Consider the following 21830-nt stretch of genomic DNA (forward strand, 5'->3'; position numbering starts at 1 on the left):
GGTGCCCCGTATCCCCGAAGTCCGTCAGGCGGCCGAGCCCAGCTCCGAGCTCCAGCGCGCCAAGTATGCCCGCATGCTCACCGCGGCAAGGGAACTCGGCAGTGTCAATGACTACGACCGCGTGCAGATGCTCGATGTCGCGCGCCGGGCGAAGGTCGCGGTGGCCACCCTGTACCGCTACTTCCCGTCGAAACCGCACCTGTTCGCGGCGCTGCTGTCCGACCAGATCGCTCTGATGGGAACGCAGGTCAACCGTGCGCCCGATCTGCCCGAGAATCCCGCCGAGGCGGCGGCCATCTCGCTCACCCGCGCGCTCCACTCGCTGATGCGCAGGCCGATCCTGGCGACCTCGATGATCCGCTCGGTCAACGGTGGTTACTCTCAGACCATCGAGATGCGGCGCATCGACGACGCGTTCCGGGATGTCCTGCTGCGCGCCATCCGTATCGACGAACCGACCGAGCGCGAGTACACCCTCGTCCGGCTGCTCAGTCAGCAGTGGTTCGGTATCGCCCAGTCTTGCCTCAACGGGCACATCGACCTACCGGCCGCCGAGGCGGACATCCGCATCGCATGCCGGCTGCTGCTGGCCCCGCTGGTCGACGATGACGGCGTCACGGAAGTGTCGGAAGCGGCACATTCCGCCGGATGACCTAACCGATTGCCTCGCGCACCCGGGGCGCGATCTCGGATCCCCACCGTGCGACGGAGTCGGCGTCGGGGGTCCCGCCGGACGGGGAGAAGAGCATGAAGCCCGCAGCACCGTGTTCGGTCACGGCCCGCGTGAGTTCGTCGACCCATTGATCGGAAGAACCACCGATCCATTTGCCGCTGACGGGATCTCGTGGCTGCGCGATGCGACCCGGCGTTATGGTGCCCGGCAGGTTGAAGATGGTCCGGATGTCCGCAGGATCACGCCCGGCGGCGCGAGCGGCATCGTCGACGAGGGGCCGGGAAGTGCGAAATCGCGAGCTGACCCAGTCGGCTGCGTGTCCGGGAATCCATCCATCGGCCACTCTGCCCGTGACCGCGAGAGACTTCGGTCCGACCGAGCCGGTCCAGACCGGTGGTGTGGTGCCGATGGGTGACGGCTGGATCGCATCGAGGTCGAGCCGGGACACAGTCCCGGTCGTTGGCCCGCCGAGGAGGGCCCTGAGCGCGACGATCGACTCCTCGAAGCTCTCGACCGCCTGGCCGGGAGTCAGTCTGGGCACCCCCATCGACTCGATGTGGTTCCAGGAGCCGCCTGCGCCTGCACCGATGACGATGCGGCCGCGGGCGAGCACCGAGAGCGTTGCGACCGTGCGTGCCAGCATCGGGGCGGGGCGCAGCGGCAGGTTGGTCACATTGGCGAAGCCGGAGATGTGTTCGGTCTGCCCGAGGACGAAACCGATTGTCGCGTAAGCGTCCAATCGCGAAGCCAGGTAGGGATGATCAGAGAGCGAGAAGAGATCGAGTCGGTCGCGATCCGCCCGAGTGACCAGGGAGAGCAGGGAGTCCGCGTCGGCCACCTCGCTGTGGGCGCCGAATCCGAATTTGATGTTCGTCGTCATATGCGAAGCCACCTTTACTCGAGTGAGTAGTCGCCGACCACTGGGTGGGGTCGCGGGGCTTATCGCGGCTCGGCTCCCCCGTCTACATATGTTCGTAACGTGAGCCGGCGCGGGTTGTTCCCTGGCCTCTCAGTTCGACGAGCGGATCGATGACCTGACGAATCGTCACGGGCGGACGGTCACGGAAGTGCCGGAAGCGGCACATTCCGTCGGATGATCTTCCCGGTCGCGTTGCGCGGCAACGGTTCGGTGATGATCTGCCACACCGCCGGCTGCTTGTAGCGGGCCAGGCGGTCGGCGACGAACTCGTCGAGCGTCTCCTCCGTGACCGGATCGGACGGGTCGGTGACCACCACGGCCGCGACGATCTGCCCGAGATCGTCGTCGGGCAGTCCGAGGACCACGGCTTCCAGCACACCCGGGCATTCGTCGAGGCACTGTTCGACCTCGGTCGGGTAGACGTTCTCGCCGCCGCGCAGGATCAGATCGCTGCGGCGGGTGGTGAGTCGCAGCAGACCGTTCTCGATGAGTCCGATGTCGCCGGTCCGCAGCCAGCGATCCTCGGTGATGGTCGCGGCGGTGGCGTCGGGGTTGTTCCAGTAGCCGAGCATCACATACGGGCTGCGCACGCAGATCTCGCCCTCGACGCCCTCCGGCAGGGTCTCGCCGAGCGGATCCCGGATCTCCAACTCGCAGGCGATCACCGGGCGGCCGAGCGTGCCGGGGTGCGCGTCCAGGTCCATGCGGGTGGCGACGGCGATGCCGGTGCACGACTCGGTCATGCCGTAGCTGTCGGCCAGCGTCGCCTTGGCGAATGGCAGCCGCTCCCGCAGACGTTCCTGGAACTCCACCGACGACGGTGCCGACGCCAGCGCGAAGGCCGTCATCGACGACAGGTCGTAGCGCTCGATGTCGGCGTCGAGGAGTCGCTTCGCCATCGTCGGTACCGCACCCCAGTTGGTGACGCGTTCCTGCTCGATGAGCGCCAGAACCTTGTCGGGATCGAACGCACCCTGATGCATGACGACCGCACTACCGGTGGCCAGGCGCGGTACCGCGAGGTTATGCAGGCTCGCGATGTGGAACAGCGGTGAGGTCAGCAGGTAGCGCCGCTTGGCGCCATCGGCGTCGGCGTCGCCGCCGGTGAACGCGGCCATCAGCGCGTCGTTGTAGCGGTGATAGTCGATGACCGCCACCAGGTTCCGGTGTGAGTGCACCGCACCCTTGGGGCGTCCGCTGGTGCCGCTGGTGTAGAGGATGACCGCCGGATCGTCCTCGGCGATCTCGACGCCGGGCGTGGGCGCGTCGGGATGTGTTTCGGCGAGACGCGGGATGTCGGTGTCCATGTCCAGAACCGGACCGGTGACGCCTCCCGGGATCGCGTCGAGGAGTTCCCGGCGACGTGCGTCGGCGACAATCACCGACGGCGTGCTGTGTTCGATCGCGTACGCGATCTCCGGCGCCGTCCACCAGGCGTTGAAGCCGACCGAGATCGCCCCGAGCAACTCGACGGCCCAGAAGGTCTCGATCCATTCCGGACTGTTGGCCCCCAGGATCGCCACGCGATCCCCCTTGCCGACGCCGTACTCGTCGGCCAGCGCGGCAGCGATCGACCGGACATTCCGTGCGTGCCGGGCGAAGGTGATCCGGCGATCCGCGGTCACGAGATAGTCGGTGTCGCCGAAGCGTTCCGCGTCGTCGAAGACCTCGACGAGGGACCGCTTCCGGTTCTTCAGCACGGTGATCTCCGCGCCCAGGACGGGCTCCCGGGTCAGCTCGAAGGAACCGCCGGATCCGGTCAGGCCACCGATCACCTGCGCGATATACGCCTGCAGATCCGACTCATTGCTCATCGAAGGTCCTTCCCGGAGATCGCCGAACGGTGTCCGGCGCGCACTGTGATGTCACCCGTTTGTAGGGGCGTCTGTGTGAAAGCTCTCACGAACGATCCCTGCGGATGGCAAGAATTCCACTGATCGAGACTTCGCGCCCGCACCCGCCCACGGGTCACTAGCCTGGTCGCGAACGTTCTCACGGCGAGTAGACGCGGAGGTCACGGCATGTCCGACGGCACAGAGTCCGGCAACAAGGAATTCGCGGGCAAGGTCGCCTTCATCACCGGAGGAGCCCGCGGGCAGGGCCGCTCGCACGCGCTGGCCTTCGCCGAACGGGGCGCGGACATCGTCATCTGCGACCGGTGCGCCACCCCCGACGTGATGGGGTACCCGCTCGCCACCGAGGAGGATCTCGCCGAGACCGTCCGGCTCGTCGAGGCCACCGGCCGTAAATGCGTCAGCGCCGTGGTGGACACCGCCGACCGCGCCGCCATGGACGCGCTCGTCGCCCGGGCCGAGGCCGAACTGGGACGCATCGACATCGCCGTCGCCAACGCCGGCGTCTCCATGCCCGGTCAGGTCCAGGACATCGGGCAGGACCAGTGGGATGAGGCCATCGCCACCAACCTGACCGGCGTCTTCAACACCGTCGCCGCGGTCGCACCCGGCATGATCGACCGCAAGTACGGCCGCATCATCACCGTGTCCTCCATGATGGGCCGCATGGGCGGTCCCGGCATCGTCGCCTACGGCGCGTCCAAGTGGGGCGTCATCGGCATCACCAAGGACGCCGCCCTCGACCTGGCGCCGCACGGCGTCACCGTCAATGCCGTTGCGCCGGGTAATATCTCGACGCCGATGATCCACAACAACGCGCTCTACTCACTGCTGCGTCCGGACCTCGAGAACCCGACCGCCGACGACGTCGCCCCGGTCTTCACCTCGCTGCACGCCCAGCCCGTGCCGTGGCTCGAACCCGAGGAGGTCACCCGGGTGGTCACCTTCCTCGCCGCCGACGCCAGCGCCCACCTCTCCGGCATCGTGATCCCGATCGACGCGGGCAACGCGAGCCGCGTCACCGCCTGACAACCCCCCCCGACACCAACCGCCGACTTCCAACCGCTGATCGAGTAGGGCGAGGCGCCAGCCGAGGCCGTATCGAGATCTGGTGCAACGGATCTCGATACGCTCGCTCGCTGCGCTCGCGGGCTACTCGATCAGCGGGCGGCGCGTGCGTGGGGCTACTCGATCAGCGGGCGGCGCGTGCGTGGGACTACTCGATCAGCGGGCGGCGCGTGCGTGGGACTACTCGATCAGCGGTTGTGCGCCCGAGGTTACGGCGCGTCGACTGCTTCGAGGGCGGCGTCGTCGGCGGGACCGACGAACTGGCTGTTGTAGAGGCGGCAGTAGGCGCCCTGGGCGGCCAGGAGTTCCGCGTGGGTGCCCTGCTCGACGATGTGCCCGTCCTCCATCACCACGATGGTGTCCGCGTCGCGGATTGTCGAGAGCCGGTGGGCGATCACGAAACTCGTGCGATCCGTGCGCAGGTTCGCCATCGCTTTCTGGATCAGCAACTCGGTGCGGGTGTCCACCGAACTCGTCGCCTCGTCGAGAATCAGGATCGTCGGCTTGGCGAGGAAGGCCCGGGCGATGGTGATGAGCTGGCGTTCGCCCGCACTCACACCGCCGCCCTCCTCATCGAGGAGCGTGTCGTAGCCGTCCGGCAGATGCCGCACGAAATTGTCGACGTGACTGAGTTCGGCGGCCTCGAGCACCTCGGCCCGCGTGGCCGTCGGATCGCCATAGGCGATGTTGTCGTAGATGGTCCCGCCGAAGAGCCAGGAATCCTGCAGAACCATGCCGGTCCGCTCGCGCAGATCGTCGCGGGTCATCTGCCGTGACTCCACGCCGTCGACGCGGATGGTGCCCGAGTCGACGTCGTAGAACCGCATGATGAGGTTCACGAGGGTGGTCTTGCCCGCGCCCGTCGGGCCGACGATCGCCACCATGTGGCCGGGTTCGGCGACCAGCGAGAGGTTCTCGATCAGCGGCCGGTCGTCGACGTACCGGAAGGAGACGTCGTCGAATTCGATGAGTCCGCGATCGTCGGCGGGGGACAGGGGGTCGGCCGGGTCGGGTGTCTCCTCCTCGGCGTCGAGGATGTCGAAGATGCGCTCGGCCGATGCCACGCCGCTCTGCATCAAATTCATCATCGAACCGATCTGGGTGAGCGGCTGGGTGAACTGCCGTGAGTACTGGATGAACGCCTGCACCTCGCCGAGGCTCAGCGATCCCGACGCCACCTTCAACCCGCCGACGACGGCGACCGCGACATAGTTCAGGTTCCCCAGGAACATGATCGTCGGCATGATCATCCCGGAGATGAACTGTGCCCGCCAGCTCGACTCGTAGAGCTTCTCGTTGCGTTCGTCGAAGGTCGATTCGATCTCGGACTGCCGCCCGAATGCCTTCACCAGCTCGTGTCCGCTGAAGGCCTCCTCGACCTGCGCGTTGAGCGCACCCGTCGACGACCACTGCGAAATGAAGTGTGGCTTGGACCTTTTCGCGATCAGCGCGGTCGCCAGCATCGCCAGCGGGACGGTCGCGACCGCGATCAGCGCGAGCAGCGGCGAGATCCAGATCATCACCACGAGCAGCGCGATGACCATCAGAACGGAGTTCAGCAACTGAGCGATGGTCTGCTGCAACGTCTGCGACAGATTGTCGAGGTCGTTGGTGACGCGGCTGAGCAGATCACCGCGCGCGGACGTGTCGAAATAGCTCAGCGGCAGACGATGGATTTTCGCCTCTACGTCGGCGCGCAGCTTCTGCACGGTCCGGACGACCACGGTGTTGAGCACGTACGCGCCGAGCCACGAGAACAGCGACGACGCGGCGTACAGCAGGAAGACGATCAGCAGAACCCGGCCGACATCGCCGAAGTCGACGCCCACGCCGGGTGTCAGATCCATCGAGTTCACCATGTCGGCGAAGGTGCCCTGACCGCGTTCGCGCAGTCCGGCGACGGCCTGCTCCTTGGTGAGATCGCCCGGCAACATCTTCCCGATGACGCCGTTGAACACCAGGTCGGTGGCATGCCCGAGCACACGCGGCGCGATGGCCGTCAGCACCACCGAGGCGACGATCGACGCCACCACGACACCCACCGCGATCCGGCGGACGAGCAGCAGACCGAGAAGCCGTTTGATCGACGGCCCGAACGAGCGGGCCTTCTCCGCGGGCGCGCCCATCATGGGGCCGCCGCCACCTCCCGGCCGTGTCATGACGCCTCCGCGATGGACATCTGGGATTCGGCGATCTCCGCATAGGTGCTGCAGGTGCTCAGGAGTTCGTCGTGACGTCCGAGGCCGACGATCCGGCCGTGATCGAGGACCACGATCTGATCGGCCTCCATGATGGTCGAGATCCGTTGCGCCACCACGATGACCGCGGCGTCCCGGGTGGCCGGTCGCAGCGCGGCGCGCAGTCGCGCGTCGGTGGTCAGGTCGAGTGCGGAGAAGGAGTCGTCGAAGAGATAAATCGCCGGGCGCCGCACCAGGGCGCGGGCAATCGCCAGGCGCTGACGCTGACCGCCCGACACCGTGGTGCCGCCCTGGGCGATCGGGGTGTCGAGCCCGTCGGGCATCGCGGCGACGAAATCGTCGGCCTGTGCGATGCGCAGCGCCTCCCAGAGTTCGTCGTCGGTGGCGTCGGGTTTGCCGTGCCGGAGGTTGGACGCAACGGTGCCGGAGAAGAGATACGGCCGCTGCGGGACGAGCCCGATGACCGATCGGAGCCGATCGGGGTCGAGCCGGCGAACATCGGTGTCACCGACCAGGACCTCGCCGCCCGTCACGTCGATGAGCCGGGGGATCAGATTGATCAGTGTGGTTTTGCCGGAACCCGTGGACCCCACGATGGCGGTGGTGGTTCCGGCCGTCGCGCGGAAGGACACGTCGTCGAGGACGGGGGTGTCGGCGCCGGGGTACCGGAACTCGGCGTTCCGCAATTCGACATCGGATGGGGGACCGGCGAAATCCACCGGATCGGCGGGCGGTGTCACCGAGGTCTCGGTGTCGAGCACCTCGCAGATACGTTCGGCACAAACCGTCGCTCGGGGCGCCATCATCGCCAGGAAGGAGGCCATCATCACCGACATCATGATCTGCATGACGTAGCTCATCATCGCGGTGAGGGCACCGATCTCGACGTCGCCGTCGGAGACGGCGTGCCCGCCGAACCAGATGATGGCGATGATCGTGACGTTGGTGATCAGCATGACCACCGGGAACATCAGCGCCATCAGCCGTCCGACGCGCATGGTAGCGTCGGCCAGGGAGTCGTTGGCGACCGAGAAACGTTGTGTCTCATGGCGTTCGCGGACGAAGGCGCGGACCACACGGATGCCGGTGATCTGTTCGCGCAGTACGCGGTTCACCGCGTCGATGCGTTCCTGCATCACGCGGAAACCGGGAATCATGCGCGCGATGATCACGGCCATCGCGAGAGCCAGGATCGGGATCGCGACGGCCATGATCCAGGACAGGCCGGGTGCCACCGTGATGCCCATGACGATGCCGCCGATACACATGATGGGTGCCATCACCAGGATCATCGAGCTCATCACGGTGAGCATCTGCACCTGCTGGACGTCGTTGGTGGTGCGGGTGATCAGCGACGGTGCCCCGAAGCGACCGATCTCCCGCGCCGAGAAGGTGTTCACGCGGTGCAGCAGATCGTGCCGGATGTCGCGACCGGCCCCGAGAGCGGCGCGCGCCCCGAAATACTGTGCGGCAATCGAACACGCGATCTGCGCCACCGAGATCACCAGCATCCAGCCGCCGATCCGCAGGATGTAGTCGGTGTCGCCGCGGGCCACACCGCGATCGATGATGTCGGCGTTCAGCGTCGGCAGATACAGCATCGCCGCGGTGGCGACGAGCTGCAGCATCACGACCACCGCCATGAACGGCAGGTAGGGCCGCAGGTACGTCCGGATGATGCGGGTCAGCATGGGGCGATCACCCGGACGACGCTAGCAACAAGTGCCCCTGGTGGGGAACTACTTTTGTCCGTTTCCGCCGACCGCGAAAACGCGTCCGGCCTGCGCTGCTACGTCAGCGAAACCGCTGCCTCGGGGGTGTAGGTCAGGAAGGTGAACGACTCCTGGAAGTACAGCTGCACAGTGTCGGCGTCGTGCGAGTGGTATCCGATGGAGACGTCCTCGCCGATGGTGAGTTCGAAGTCGCCGCCACGGGTGCTCAGCAGCATCGCACCGTCGATCGCCGGTGCCCAGTAGATGCCGCCGTCGATCAGGAGGCGCTGCAGATGATCGCGCAGCGGGAAACCGTGGTTGGTCGACTCGTTGACCAACTGGTAGATCTCCGCCGACAGGGCCAACGAGTACGGTCCCTCGACCGATTCGAGGCGCAGAGCGGTGGTGGCATGGGTGATGGCCTCGGCGTAGTCGAGGACGTCGGTGGGCAACGCGATCGGCTTGTTCGACGAGGATGCGCGCATGCCGGTGATGCCGGCGGCGGCGAATCCCTCGAAGATCGCCCGGTCCTCGGCGCGGGCCAACTCGGCCGCGGCGTCGCGCACCGGATCCCAGTCGGAGTCCTTGGCGCCGCGGTCGACGTCGTCGATCGCCTCCCGGCTGACCGTGAACGGCACGCGCAACTCCACCAGCGGCTGGCTCTTGCGCAGGTGTGCGGTGATGCCCTCGGTGGGGGAGTCGATCGATGCGCGGTGGCCCAGGTTCACCGACGCGGCCTCGTCGCCGAGCGGGCCCTGCACGTCGACGAGGCGACGGCCCGCGCTGTTGCGCTTGAAGGAGCGGGTGGCCTCCTCCTCGATCTCCCGCCATGCGGCATCGGAGATGGGGGCGAGGGAGCGATGCAGATTGTTCATCGTGGGCCTTCCTGGATTCGGGTGGGTGTCAGTGGAGCGAGCCGATGCGGAGTGAACCGTCGGAGCCGGCGCCGGTGGACGGGCTGTCCGACGGATTCCCGCTGTCCTTCTTGTCGCTGTCCTTCTTGCTGTCGTCCTTCTGGTTGTCCTCCTGCCGGGTGCCCGAGCCGGGCAGCGGCGGCGGATCGTCGAGGAAGTCGCCGGTGGGAACGAAGAACTGGACGCCGGTGACCGCGGTGGTGAAGTCGAGCAGTCGGTCGTAGGTGCCGGGCGGATCGCCGATGAACATGTTGCGCAGCATCTGATCGGTCACGTCCGGGGACGACGAGTAGGCGATGTAGAACGTGCCCCTGTCGCCGGAACTGCTGACGTGCCCGTACGGCATGTTGTCGCGGAGGACGTCGATCTGGTTGCCCTCGGCATCCTCGACGACATTGAGTTTGATGTGGGCGTTGGGGGCCTTCTCGTCGTCGGGGAACTCCACGTTGTCGAGTTTGGTGCGGCCGAACACCTGCTCCTGCTGTTCGACGGTCAAGCCGTCCCACTTCTCCATGTCGGTGACATAGCGCTGGATGGCGACGTAGCTGCCGCCGGCGAAATCCGGGTCCTCGTCACCGACGGTGATGGCCTCGATCGCGGCCTCCCCGACGGGATTCTCGGTCCCGTCGACGAATCCGGTGAGGTCGCGCATCTCGAAGTACCGGAAACCGTGGACCTCCTCCACGGTCGTGACCGCCGACCCGAAGCCCTCGACGATCAAACGACCCAGCTCATAGCAGAGATCCATGTGATCGCCCTTGAGATGGATGAGGATGTCGCCGGGCGTGGAGGGGGCCGCGTGCACGTTGCCCTGCAGAGCGGTGAAGGGCGCCAGCTCCTTGGGGCGGGGACCGTCGAAGAGCCGGTCCCAGGCATCCGAACCGAATCCGACGACGGCAGTAAGGGTTTCCGCGGGCGCGCGGGACGTCACCGAGTTGACGCGGCTGCTGATATCGCCGAGCGCATCGTGTACGGCGGCCGCCCCGCCCTCATTGATGGTGAGGGTCAGGAAAACGGCAGCCCTCGTCTTGCCCGTGATGATCGTCTGCGCTGTCGCCACGTCATCGACTGTATCCGAACGCGATAGCCGGTGCCGAACGCCGTGACGGAGCGGTCAGGAGCGGGCCACCGCGCGGCCCGCGGCCCGCCCGGAGAAGATGCAGCCACCGAGGAAGGTGCCCTCTAATGCGTTGTAGCCGTGTACCCCTCCGCCGCCGAAACCCGCGACCTCGCCGGCCGCGTAGAGACCGTCGAAAGCGCTTCCATCCGGTCGCATCACCTGGGATTCGAGATTGGTCTCCAAGCCGCCCAGTGTTTTTCGCGTGAGGATATTGAGTCGCACCGCGATCAGCGGGCCGTGCTCGGGATCCAGCAGCCGGTGCGGCTTGGCGACGCGAACGACCTTGTCGCCCAAGAACTGTCGCGCATTCGTGATGGCCATCAGCTGCGCGTCCTTGGTGAACTTGTTGTCGATCTGTGCGTCGCGCGCGGAGATCACGCGTTCGAGGTGCTGAAGATCCAGACGAGGCCCTCGGGTGATCTCGTTCATGCCGGCCACCAGTGCGGGCAGGTTGTCGCTGACCACGAAATCCACACCGTGCTCCGTGAACTTGGCGACCGGCCCCGGGGCGCCCTTCGCCAGGCGGCTCTTCGCCGCGAACTTCAGGTCCTTGCTCGTGATGTCCGGGTTCTGTTCCGAGCCGGACAGTGCGAATTCCTTCTCGATGATGCTCTGCGTGAGGATGAACCACGAGTAGTCGTACCCGGTCGCGAGGATCTCGCGCATCGTCGAGTTGGTGTCGAAACCCGGAAAATTGGGTGGGGACAAGCGGTTTCCGTTGGCGTCCAGCCACAGCGACGACGGTCCGGGAATGATGCGGATGGCGTGGTCGGGCCAGATCGGATCCCAGTTGTGGATGCCCTCGGTGTAGTGCCACATACGATCCCGGTTCACCAGGTTCGCGCCCGCATTCTCGGCGATGCCGAGCATCCGCCCGTCGACATAGGCGGGCACCCCGGAGATCATGTGCTGCGGTGCCGGCCCGAGCCGTTCGGTGGGCCAGTTCTTCCGGATCAGCTCGTGGTTGTGTCCGATGCCGCCGGTCGTCACGATGACGGCGTTCGCGCGGATCTCGAACTCGCCGACCACATCTCGTGACGAGGCGACGCCGCGGTCGGTGTTGCTGGGCGCGAGTTCGGCACCACGTACGCCGACCGCGCTCTCGTCCTCGACGATGATGTCGTCCACGCGATGACGGAACCGGAACTCCACGAGCCCCTGACGTTCGGCCTCCAGGACCGGTTCGAGGAAGACCCGGACCACCTCGGGGCCGGTGCCCCAGGTCAGATGGAAGCGCGGGACCGAATTGCCGTGGCCGTCGGCGAAACCGCCGCCCCGCTCGGCCCATCCGACGACCGGGGTGATCCGTAGACCGAGGTCGTGCAGGTACCGGCGCTTCTCACCGGCCGCGAAGTCGACGTATGCCCGCGCCCACTGGCGCGGCCAGAAGTCCTCGTCCTCGCGGTCGAAGCCGGCCGATCCCATCCAGTCCTGCAGTGCGAGTTCGGCGGAGTCGTGGATGCCCAGCCGCCGTTGCTCGGGGGTGTCCACCAGGAACAGTCCGCCGAGCGACCAGAACGCCTGTCCGCCCAGGTTGGCCCGGTTCTCCTGGTCGACGACGATCACCCGTCGTCCCGCGCGCGTCAGCTCGTACGTCGCGACCAACCCGGCCAAACCCGATCCGACGACCACCGCGTCGGCGCGCTGCTGACTCACGTGTCCTCCTCGCCGGGCCCGCGCCCGGATGCTTGTGTGCGCTTGCAGCCTATCGCCGCCGGGTCCGGTGGCAGAAGGAACGGATCAGTCCTGATCGACGGCATCGTCGGTGTCGCCGGCGTTCCCGTTGCGATCCGCGGCGACCGCGGGGTGAGCGCTCGTGGTCGCCGGGTGGTCCGGCCGCGACGACCGGAACCGGAACGCCCGCTCGAGCATGGTGTCGACGGCCCGCTGCGCCGCGTCGAGCCGTTCCTCCACGGTGCCGCGCACCTCGATCCACGGGGTCGGTTGGGCGGCCAGCACATCGCGGAACCGCTGCTGCATACCCGGGCGGACGTCTTCGTCGTCGCGGACGCCGTCGTCCTCCCACGGGATGTCGTCACCGGTCAGGATGTAGAGCATCGGCTGATGCGCTTCGACGGCCGCGGTGATCGTCGGCGACGACCAGCCCATCCGGCGCTCGTGCCAGACCCCCGTGGACAGGACGTCGGTGTCACAGAACAGAACCGGGGTGGGGGAGCGGCGGGCGGCCACCTCCTCCAGGCCGAGCTGCCGTTCGACGATGACGTCGAACTCCTCGGAGCGCCAGATGCCCAGCGGGTTCTCCTCGCGAATCTCGCCGTAGTCCCGGCCGTAGTCGGGCACCCAGTTGGTCGCGTACAACTCGGCGAGTTCTTCGGTGAGCGTGGTGGTGCCCGTCGATTCCGCACCGAGGACGACGACGCGCTGGATCAGGCCGGACCGGACGGGCGGCGAGAGGTGTGACCACCAGCCGACAAGGTCGTCGCGGACCGCTGTGCCGGTGATCGGGTTGGCGACGCGGTCCGGATCGACGTGCACCCATTCCGCGTCGAGGCGTCGTGCCAGTTCGGCGTCGTGGCCGTCGCCGGAGAACACGGCATCGACGGGCTCGTCCAGCAGCGTCTCGACGATCCGCGTCCGGACGTCCCACGCCTCCGGCGAATCGGGGGCGATGGGATTCTCGTCCACGGCGGCCGCGATCCGGACCGTCGGGTGCGTCTCGTGCAGCCACTCCGCCCGTGAGGTCACGTCGATGGACTCCGCCGTCGAACCGATGACCTCGACCGTCACCCGATCGCAGGACCGGACCGCGGTGCGGATCAGATGATCGTGGCCGTGATGCGGCGGATAGAACCTGCCGACCACCAGACCGTGACGGAAGGTGCGGGTGCCGTCGGATGCGGGTGATTGCGTGTCGGATGAGTCGGTTGAGGTGGTCACGTCGTCGCGATCGGTGCGGGGGTTCGGTCGGCGCCGAACCCGGTGAACAGGACGTAGAGCGTGGCGGCCACGGGGACGACCCGAGGGTCGTCGCCGGGTGCGCGGCCGGCCTGGGACAGCACGCAGCGAGTGTACGACCGCCCGAATTGCCGGTTGCCGCGGCCGCACCGGGACCCATCCGTGATCAGGATCACCATCGCCTACGCAATTCCATAACGTGGTGATAGCGGCATGCCACAGCTGTGTGAATTATCGAATCCCACTACTTCGCCTGGCGCATCGTTTATGCAGGTAAGCGCGACGCGCCGGAATATAGGAGCCTATTTCCGCCGGTCAGGGGCGTCTGCGTTGCCTTTGCCGGGATGTTATAGAGCCGTTACACTGCCTCACGACGGGGATCGCCCGGGCCCAAGCGCCATAGAATCCCGTGACAGTGCCCATCGACCTGCACTCATGGTCGACATCGATAAGGATTAAGTGAATGCTGACACGCGCCCGTAAGCGCCTCGTCGCCGGTGTTGCTGCCCTCGTGGCCGCGTCATCGATGACCATGGTCGCCCAGCCCACCGCGCAGGCGGCCGGAAACACGGAGTACGTGTACTCCGCTTCCATGCACCGCAACATCCCGGTTCGTATCGTCTCCGCGGGCGGTGGCGGCCCCAAGCCGACGCTGTACCTGCTCGACGGTCTGCGCGCACCGAACAACACCAGCGGCTGGCTGCAGAACACCGACGTCGACCGCTTCATGGTCGGCAAGGGCACCAACGTGGCGATTCCGTTCGGTGGCGGCGGCAGCTTCTACACCGACTGGGAGCAGCGCGACCCGAAGCTCGGCGTCAACAAGTGGGAGACCTTCCTGACCCGCGAGCTGCCGGCGTACATGAAGCGCAAGCACAACAGCGACAACCGTCGCAACGGCATCGCCGGTCTGTCGATGTCGGGCACCTCGGCGCTGAACCTCGCGTCGCGCCACCCCGGCTTCTACAAGGCCGTCGCCTCGTACAGCGGTTACCCGACCGTCACGATGCCGGGATTCACCCAGGGCATCCAGGCCTCGGTCGCCGAGATGGGCGGCAACCCGACCAACATGTGGGGCTTCTACCCGGCCGGTCAGTGGTTCCAGAATGACCCGTTCCTGAGCGCGGGCAACCTCGCGGGCAAGCACGTGTACGTGTCCTCGGGCACCGGCCTGGGCAGCAAGTACGACTCCTCGGTGAACCCGAGCAGCGGTAACTTCAACCCGACCAAGTTCGCCCAGATGGTGCCGCTCGAGGTCGCCGCTTCGGTGTCGAGCCAGCTGTACATCGGCCGCGCCGCGCTGGTTCCGGGCATCAAGCTGACGACCAACGTCAAGCCCGACGGCGTGCACTGGTGGGACTACTGGTCCGGCGACTTCAAGCAGTCGTGGGCCACGACCTTCCGCCCGGCGTTCTTCTGATCGCCCTCTGAACAACCACCGCGGCCGGTGACCTGACAGGGTCACCGGCCGCGGTGCTTTTCTGTGTGTCGATGGTCGGCCGCGTCATTCGCACACGAGGCGCTGGATGTCCCAGCCGGCGGCGAGGATGCGTTGTCGCCGTTGCTCGTCCAGGCCGATGACGGTCGGTGGGTCGGGTGGTGGTTTTCGCCGTTCGACGAGTTCGTCGACGAGGTGGATGTGGTTGGTTCGCGGCCTGTCGGGCGGGACTCCCGTGCTGGTGTTGCATCTCCAGCCGTAGCGTCCTCGGTCGGGCCCGGTGCGGATCTTGATCGTCGATAACTGTCCGGTCTTCGGGCCCACGAGTCGGTTGTGCGGCGGGCAGGCCGGCGCCATCGCGTTGGCGTCGGTGCGTCCGCCGTCGGTCCAATCCTGTTCGGCGTGATGCATTTCGGTGTGCGAGAACGGTCGCGGACAACCCGGTACCGAACAGCCGCCGTACTGCACGAAACTCATGAACCTCTGGGCCTGATTCGCGAGACGTTTGGCTCGACCGAGATACAACGGCTCGTTGGTGTGGTCGGCGAACACCGCGAGATACATCTGGGCGTCGGCCGCCAGCTTGATCACATCACCGATGGGCAGATCGGCGCCGGTGGTGGTGTGGCCCAGACCCGCCCGCTCCCGCAGTTCGGATTCGGTGATCTTGATGATCAGATGTGGTGGTAGTCCCCGATGGCTCTTGCCGAGGACACCACCATCCAACGCGCAGCGCAGTAGGGCTTTGAACGCGTCGTGCTGGCGTTCGGCCTCGCTGCGTGAATCCCGTTGTGCCGCTTCCTTCACCTGCTCCGGATCAGCCTCGTCGACATGCCCCACCGGCGACTGCTCGTCGTCGGGATTGTTCATGCCCGGCGCGGCCCACGCGGCCATCACCACATCGAGCATCGCTCGGGTTTCAGGGTCCAGATAGCCATAGATTTTCGACATCTGCTGCGAGTCCGGGTCGAGCACCGACAACCGGCGCCGACGTTTCCGATCACGGTCGTCGGTCAACGATCCGTCGGGATCCAAGTGCGCGAGAATCCGTGCACCGACCTGCCGAATGCTCTTGGGCGTCAACTCTCGTGCATATTCAGCAAGTGTCGCCTCGGCAGCTTGCCGGTCCTCGACCGACACCGCCGCCGGTAGCTTCTTCATCACGTCCAGCACCGCGCCGACGTGATCGGGGTTGATGGCGCCTTCGGCCAATGCGGCTGCGGTGTCGGGGCATTCGGGCTCTTTCACCTCGCCCTGCAAGGTGTAGGTGGGCATCAGTGCGCTCATCGCATCCATGCGACGGCGGACATCGGTGATGCGTAGGCGCGTAAACATGAAGTCCTGCATCGAACGACAGCCTGCTGATCGGTGGGCGTCACGATCGGCCACATCCATCACCCGCCGATGCCCCGCGAAGGCCATCCGCCGATACAACCGTTCATGCGTTTCGGCCAACTCGACAAGCTCGGCTTCCGAACACGACTGCGACGACGCGGCAACGATGCCATCGACCAACGATTCCAGCTGCGCGTACATGTCCGTCAGCGATGACGATAGTTCGACCGATGCGGTCATATGGTTCACCCCCCGATGCCATGACCTGCGACTACCACCACAATATCGAACACATGTTCGATTGTCAAGGGAGCTGTTGCTTCTCCACGGTGGTTGCAGCAGCTCGGGTGGGCCCGCTTTTCGGCGAGGTCTACGTGCCAGAAGCCGCGTAGCGCGACACCCACCGACGCTGCCACGGCGTCTCGACCGCACCCGTTCGATAGTGCTCTCGGGCCCATCCAACGGCATCGCCGGCGGGTACGCCCGCCATGGCCGCCATCAACGCCAACGCTGTGCCGGTGCGCCCTGTGCCGCCGGCACACGCCACCTCGACTCGGTCGTGTGCCGCGCGTGAAAAGGCCTGCTGAAGCGCAGTCACCGCCTCATCGGAGGACCGCGGCAACCAGAAATCGGGCCACCGAACCCACCGATGATCCCAGGGGACGTTCGGCGGCTTGGTCAACAGATACACCCCGAAATCAGGAAGCTCGCTCGTCGCAGGGCCACCGCGGGCCATCCCGCGTCCACGCACACGCGTACCGTCGGGAAACTCGACTACTCCCTCCGTGTCCGGATCCCATTGCGCCATGACTTCCCTCTCGTAGGCCTCACGTCACGTCGTTCATAGTCAGCCGACTGTCAGGGCTGCCGGCGCAGTTCGAGAATCGTGATCTCCGGAGGGGCGCCGACGCGCACCGGCGGCCCCCAGGAGCCCGCACCACGAGTGGTGTAGAGCCGCGTGCCGCCGATGCGGTCGAGTCCGTCCACCGAAGGTTGTTGCAGGGGAACGAGATAGCGGATCGGCCACATCTGTCCGCCGTGGGTGTGGCCGGACAGTTGCAGGTCGACGCCCATCCGCGACGCCTCCTCGGCCTGTCGCGGTTCGTGTGCGGAGAGCAACACAAAGCGGTCGGTATCGCGTCCCCGCAGGGCGGCGCCGAGGTCGGGCTCGTACGGTGCGGGCGCGCTGAAGTCGTGGATACCGGCCAGATCGATCACCGCTCCACCGCGGGTGAGTTCGACTCGTTCGTTTCGTAATGTCTTGACGCCCAGTCGGTCCCAGGTGTCAAGCCAGTGTCCGCCGTCGTCGGCGTAGAACTCGTGGTTGCCGCTCGTCCCGAACACTCCCAGGGGTGCGGTGAGATCGGCGATCGGTGCGAGATCGTCGGCGACGAGATCGACGGTGCCGTCCGTGAGGTCCCCGGCGAGGACGATCAGATCGGGGTGCTGGGCATTGACCAGGTCGACGACCTTCCGCGTGAAGCCGGCGCCGCGCGCGGGACCGATGTGGAGGTCGGAGACGAGTGCGACTCGTACGCCGTTGAATTCACGCGGCAGGCGGTCCAGTGCGACCGGGACAAAGGTGACTCTCGGCCCCGATGCCTCGACGACCCCGTAGGCGACGGTCGCCACCGACGCGACGACCACGACGGCGGTTGCACCACGAAAGGCCCAGTGCCGTCGGGGATCCGCGTGATCACCGGCGCGGAATCGCAGCACCAGACGCACGATCATCGATATCAGTCCGAGGAGCAGCAGCCCGAGGCCGAAGTACAGGAATGCGCTCAGCCAGGTGAGGCCCACGAAGGCGATGGGGCGGGCCCACCGGGGATCGAGGTCATCACCCGTCGACATGCCGATCACCGTCGTCACACCCAGGATGACGAGCGCGACGTCCACGATGATCGACCACGGCCTGGGCATCCCGGTCGCCCGGACGACCCGGCGGTGGAACCAGAAGGCCAGCAGGGCACAGATCACCGCCACGAACACGATCGCCACCTGGGGCCACCTCCCGATCCGTCGTCGTCGCTTGCCGCCCCCGCACGCACCGACGAGTCAATCACGAGCGTCCGGATACGCAGGCTCCGGTAGGTACCGGCCCGTTGACGGACGTGAACACACCACGCGAGGCGATTCCCGATCTAGGGTGGCCGAAGGGGACAACTCGGACACGGTGGGGTCCGGAGACACGGGTCGGGACGAATATCGGAGAGGAACCGATGGCGAGAAGTGATGTCGTGGCAATCGTGCAGGCGGGTGGACGTGGTTCGCGTATGGAGGTGCTCACCGACCGCCGTGCGAAACCGGCACTGCCGTTCGCGGGCAATTACCAGCTGATCGACTTTCCGTTGTCGAATCTGCACCACAGCGGCATCGACGAGGTGTGGCTCGCCGTCCAGTTCGAGGCGGATTCGCTGCTGCAGCAGGTGGCGGGCGGGCGGCCGTGGGATCTCGACCGGACGACCGGCGGCCTGCGGATGGTGCTGCCGGAGGAGTCCGAGAGCGATGCCACCGAGGACGGATTCGCCACCGGCAACGCCGACCTGCTGTACCGGATCCGGCATCGGATCGCCGACCGCGATCCCGAGGCCGTCATCGTGATGAGCGCCGACCATGTGTACGAGTTCGACCTCGAGGACGCACTCGCCACACACCGGGAGAACAACGCCGAGTGCACCATCGTGACGACCACCAGTTCGCTGACCGAGGCCACCGCACATGCGACGGTGACGGCTCGCCGGGACGGTCGCGTGACGGATTTCGCCTACAAACCCGACCGCGCGACCACCAAGGTCGTCGCCGCCGAGATCTTCGTCTACGACCCGAAGGTTCTGGTGGAGGCGCTCGAGGACCTCTACGACGCGACCGTCGACGACTCCGACGACGACTCCGACACCGGCCTCGGCGACTTCGGCGACCATCTGCTGCCGTGGTTCGTCAAGCGCGGCAAAACCTATGCGCACGCACTGCCGGGGTACTGGATCGATGCCGGACGGCCTGAAACCTATCTGCAGGCGCACCGCGACCTCATCGAAGGCCACGTCGACTTCTTCCGGCCGGAACGGCCGGTGCTGACGCGGCAACCGCAGCGCGGCGCCGCCCGGATCGACGAGGGTGCCACCGTCGCCGATTCGCTCGTCAGCAGCGGCGCCCGCGTCTCCGGGACGGTACGGCGAAGCGTGCTGGGGCCGGGTGTGATCGTCGAACCCGGTGCCACCGTGACCGATTCGGTCATCTTCGCCGACACCGTCGTCCGGCGTGGGGCGGAGGTGTCGTGGTCGATCGTCGACGAGCGGGTGCGTATCGGTCCGGGCGCACGCGTCGGTGGCCGTCCGCGACAGCGCCCGGTGCCGACCGATCGCATCACCCTGGTGGGAATGGACGCGCTGATCACCAAGGGAGCGCGGGTGCCGATCGGCGCCCGCGTCTCCCCGGGCTCACGAGTCTGACCTTCGCTGCCGGGCGGTCCGGTCAGGCCGCCGCGAACCGGCGTGCGAAGGCGGTGACCCGCGTGCGGAGGTTCTCCATGCGTTGTGCACGGACCTCCTCCGGGTGTCCGCCCGCCATGATCTTCGACGGCATGGCACGCACGTTGGCGTTGCACTGGAATTCGCCGCACAGCAAAGTGCCGATCGTGTTGCCGTTGCGGCCGGCCGAGCCCGCCCGGCGCGCGCTGTAGAAGACCACCTCGTGGGGCAATTGCACGTCCTCGCAGAAGGAGCACAGCTGCCGGTTGCGTGGCTTCTTGCCGCCGAGGCGCAGCATGATGCCGACGTTGCGGTCGTCGACGGGGATCACGAGATAGGCGACCTGCGGTAGCTTCGGGTCGCGCCAGCCGAGGAAGTCGAGCCGGTCCCAGTCGAGATCGTCGAAATTCGTTGGCAGAGTGAGAGCTTTGCGTTCGCGGACGGATGCGTTGACGAACGATGAGCGGATGTCGGAATCCGTGAGGGCATGCATGGGTGAAGACACTTTCGGTCGAAGAATGTGGGTACGGCGCATCCGGTGCGGACCTCACTGAGGCACACGCACCGGCGGGGCGGGGTGATCAAGCGATGCCGGCGATCACGCCGACAACCTCCTCACGCCCGCGGGCCGTCCGAAACTTCGACATGACTGCATGGTGCAACGCGTGTGGTTCGGCAGTCAAACGGCTTTGACACACAACGACGCAGGCCCCACCGGAGCGGTGGGGCCTGCGTCGTGGAGCGTGTGCCGGTCTACTCGGGCGGTTTGTTGCCCTTGTTCGGATCGACGATCGGGATCTGCTCGGTCGGACGATCCCACGGATCGGCGGAGCGCCCCGACGGTCCGTCCCCGAGCCTCTGGGTGGGTGAGTCGGTGCGTCCGGCGGCCGTCGCGGCGCCCGGCTCCTGCCACGGCGAATCGTCCGCGGTGGTGCGGCGCGTGGTCGGCGCGTCGATGTCCTCCCGGTCACGGTCCTCCCGGTCACGAACCCGGCCGGTGTCATCGTCGCGGCGGCGCCGTCCGAGCCACAACAGCAGAGCTGTCAGCAGTGCGAACAGCACTCCGACGATCCCGAGGATCAGCGGCAGCCAGAAGTTGCCCAGGCGCAGCAATCCCATGTAGTGCTCGGCCTTGGATGCCTGGTTCTTGACGGTCTCGTCGGACCACTGGAAGCGGGCCTTCATGGCATCCATGCGGAAGTCGCGCACCGGGGCAGGCGAGTCCTGGCTCTGGTCCGGCGACTTGAAGTACTGGTGCTGATCTTCCATGCCGGAGACGATGGTGCCGGTCTTCGGTTCGACGTACACGTGGCGGACGGCCGACGCGTAGCGGTGCATGGTGACCTTGTCATTCGGCTTCACGCCGCGACCGCTGATACCCCACCACTTCGCGGGCATGGTCAGCATGGTGCCGAGTGCGGCCTCGTTCTGCGCGTTCGGCAGGCCCGACAGGTCGACTTCGGGGACGTCGCTGACGAAGTGGTAGACGGTCACCCCGTCGATCTTCTTCTCGTCGACGAACTTGGCCGGCACGTCCTGACGAGTGTTGGCGTCGAAGTACAGGTAGGAGCGCTTCTTCACGTCGAAGCCGAACTTGTACTGGAAACCCTTGCGGTTGGGCAGGGGGACCGACACATCGCTCACGTTGACGCCCTCGGGCGCGGCCTCGAGCTGCAGCGAGCTCACGGTGCCGTTGGGCACCGACGTCTTGCGGTTCACCGAGACGCGGTCGACGGTCGCGGTGAGCAGGCCGTCGGTGCACTTGCGCTCGTCGTTGGCGGGCAGCAGTGTGGGCTCGGTCTCTTTGCCGTCGGCGTCCCGGAGACGATCGATCCGCACGGTCTGTCCCGACTGCAGGGTGGCCTGGCGACGATCCGACGGGTCGACGATCACCGAGCGGCGCTGCTGCGTGAGGTGACCGTCGAGGACTCGTGCGCGCGGTTCACTGACCGAGCATCGGTCGAAGACCTTGGCCGGGAAGCGGTCGCCGGTGCCCTGCTCCTCGGTCGGCACCGTGGTCGCCACCGAGGTGATGTCGAGGTCGAGCGGAACCACGCGTAGCTGTGGCACCAGGAACAACGGCACGGCGATGGCGGCTGTGATGCAGGCGGCGGCGAGGAACGCCGTGATCGCCGGCCAGAGTCGTCTCATTTTCCACTCCTGAATTCGGACGTAACAGGGACAACAGTAGCGGCGCGGTACTTGCCGCCGTGC

Annotated in this window: 18 protein-coding genes; 4 read left to right on the top strand and 14 right to left on the bottom strand. The window is 66.7% G+C overall.

All coding sequences use genetic code 11. The features are described 5' to 3' along the window. The first annotated feature begins 1 nt into the window (after nt 1). Nucleotides 2–652, top strand: coding sequence for a TetR/AcrR family transcriptional regulator (locus tag AC4JJG_RS12730; RefSeq protein WP_495401504.1), 651 nt, complete (start codon nt 2–4; stop codon nt 650–652). Nucleotide 653: 1 nt separating this feature from the next. Here AC4JJG_RS12730 and AC4JJG_RS12735 read toward each other — a convergent pair whose 3' ends face one another. Then, the gene (locus AC4JJG_RS12735; protein ID WP_495401503.1) at nt 654–1553 is read right to left on the bottom strand and encodes an LLM class flavin-dependent oxidoreductase; all 900 of its coding nucleotides are present in this window, start codon (nt 1551–1553) and stop codon (nt 654–656) included. 179 nt (nt 1554–1732) lie between these two features. Then, the gene (casG, locus tag AC4JJG_RS12740; RefSeq protein WP_495401502.1) at nt 1733–3406 is read right to left on the bottom strand and encodes a steroid-24-oyl-CoA synthetase; all 1674 of its coding nucleotides are present in this window, start codon (nt 3404–3406) and stop codon (nt 1733–1735) included. A gap of 207 nt (nt 3407–3613) precedes the next feature. Here casG and AC4JJG_RS12745 point away from each other — a divergent pair, with 207 nt between their 5' ends. Then, a complete protein-coding gene (locus AC4JJG_RS12745) occupies nt 3614–4474 on the top strand; it encodes a mycofactocin-coupled SDR family oxidoreductase (RefSeq protein ID WP_495401501.1) in 861 nt (286 codons plus the stop codon). Nucleotides 4475–4722: 248 nt separating this feature from the next. On the opposite strand, the gene AC4JJG_RS12750 is transcribed toward AC4JJG_RS12745, so the two are convergent. The 7 genes from AC4JJG_RS12750 to AC4JJG_RS12780 form a co-directional block, all read right to left on the bottom strand. Next, complete coding sequence (locus AC4JJG_RS12750) at nt 4723–6672, bottom strand: ABC transporter ATP-binding protein (protein ID WP_495401500.1); 1950 nt, start codon at nt 6670–6672, stop codon at nt 4723–4725. Then, complete coding sequence (locus AC4JJG_RS12755) at nt 6669–8402, bottom strand: ABC transporter ATP-binding protein (RefSeq protein WP_495401499.1); 1734 nt, start codon at nt 8400–8402, stop codon at nt 6669–6671. The genes AC4JJG_RS12750 and AC4JJG_RS12755 overlap by 4 nt, the downstream gene beginning before the upstream one ends. A gap of 98 nt (nt 8403–8500) precedes the next feature. Continuing rightward, entirely contained in the window at nt 8501–9298 is a 798-nt protein-coding gene (locus AC4JJG_RS12760; protein ID WP_495401498.1) for a family 1 encapsulin nanocompartment shell protein, read from the bottom strand. A 28-nt stretch (nt 9299–9326) separates the two neighbouring features. Beyond that, nucleotides 9327–10397, bottom strand: coding sequence for a Dyp-type peroxidase (locus AC4JJG_RS12765; RefSeq protein ID WP_495401497.1), 1071 nt, complete (start codon nt 10395–10397; stop codon nt 9327–9329). Nucleotides 10398–10451: 54 nt separating this feature from the next. Continuing rightward, nucleotides 10452–12113 (bottom strand): FAD-binding dehydrogenase, encoded by a 1662-nt coding sequence (locus AC4JJG_RS12770; protein WP_495401496.1) that lies wholly within the window; start codon nt 12111–12113, stop codon nt 10452–10454. Between the two features lie 84 nt (nt 12114–12197). Further along, nucleotides 12198–13355 (bottom strand): AAA family ATPase, encoded by a 1158-nt coding sequence (locus tag AC4JJG_RS12775; RefSeq protein WP_495401495.1) that lies wholly within the window; start codon nt 13353–13355, stop codon nt 12198–12200. Further along, nucleotides 13352–13477: a hypothetical protein gene (locus tag AC4JJG_RS12780; protein ID WP_495401494.1), complete on the bottom strand. Its 126-nt coding sequence runs from the start codon at nt 13475–13477 to the stop codon at nt 13352–13354. The genes AC4JJG_RS12775 and AC4JJG_RS12780 overlap by 4 nt, the downstream gene beginning before the upstream one ends. 359 nt (nt 13478–13836) lie before the next feature. Here AC4JJG_RS12780 and AC4JJG_RS12785 point away from each other — a divergent pair, with 359 nt between their 5' ends. Then, nucleotides 13837–14793 (top strand): alpha/beta hydrolase, encoded by a 957-nt coding sequence (locus AC4JJG_RS12785; RefSeq protein ID WP_495401493.1) that lies wholly within the window; start codon nt 13837–13839, stop codon nt 14791–14793. 84 nt (nt 14794–14877) lie between these two features. On the opposite strand, the gene AC4JJG_RS12790 is transcribed toward AC4JJG_RS12785, so the two are convergent. From AC4JJG_RS12790 to AC4JJG_RS12800, 3 genes are all read right to left on the bottom strand, one after another. After that, nucleotides 14878–16386, bottom strand: coding sequence for an HNH endonuclease signature motif containing protein (locus tag AC4JJG_RS12790; protein ID WP_495401492.1), 1509 nt, complete (start codon nt 16384–16386; stop codon nt 14878–14880). Between the two features lie 130 nt (nt 16387–16516). Further along, nucleotides 16517–16954 (bottom strand): protein-tyrosine phosphatase family protein, encoded by a 438-nt coding sequence (locus AC4JJG_RS12795; protein ID WP_495401491.1) that lies wholly within the window; start codon nt 16952–16954, stop codon nt 16517–16519. A 50-nt stretch (nt 16955–17004) separates the two neighbouring features. Next, the gene (locus tag AC4JJG_RS12800; protein ID WP_495401490.1) at nt 17005–18147 is read right to left on the bottom strand and encodes a metallophosphoesterase; all 1143 of its coding nucleotides are present in this window, start codon (nt 18145–18147) and stop codon (nt 17005–17007) included. A gap of 239 nt (nt 18148–18386) precedes the next feature. Here AC4JJG_RS12800 and AC4JJG_RS12805 point away from each other — a divergent pair, with 239 nt between their 5' ends. Next, entirely contained in the window at nt 18387–19598 is a 1212-nt protein-coding gene (locus tag AC4JJG_RS12805; protein ID WP_495401489.1) for a glucose-1-phosphate adenylyltransferase family protein, read from the top strand. A 22-nt stretch (nt 19599–19620) separates the two neighbouring features. Here the strand turns inward: AC4JJG_RS12805 and AC4JJG_RS12810 are convergent, their stop codons facing one another. Next, entirely contained in the window at nt 19621–20109 is a 489-nt protein-coding gene (locus AC4JJG_RS12810) for an FBP domain-containing protein (RefSeq protein WP_495401488.1), read from the bottom strand. A gap of 260 nt (nt 20110–20369) precedes the next feature. Then, nucleotides 20370–21767 (bottom strand): cell envelope lipid trafficking protein PgfA, encoded by a 1398-nt coding sequence (gene pgfA, locus AC4JJG_RS12815; protein WP_495401487.1) that lies wholly within the window; start codon nt 21765–21767, stop codon nt 20370–20372. Between the last annotated feature and the right edge of the window lie 63 nt (nt 21768–21830).

Source organism: Gordonia sp. B8661-1, from assembly GCF_059427765.1.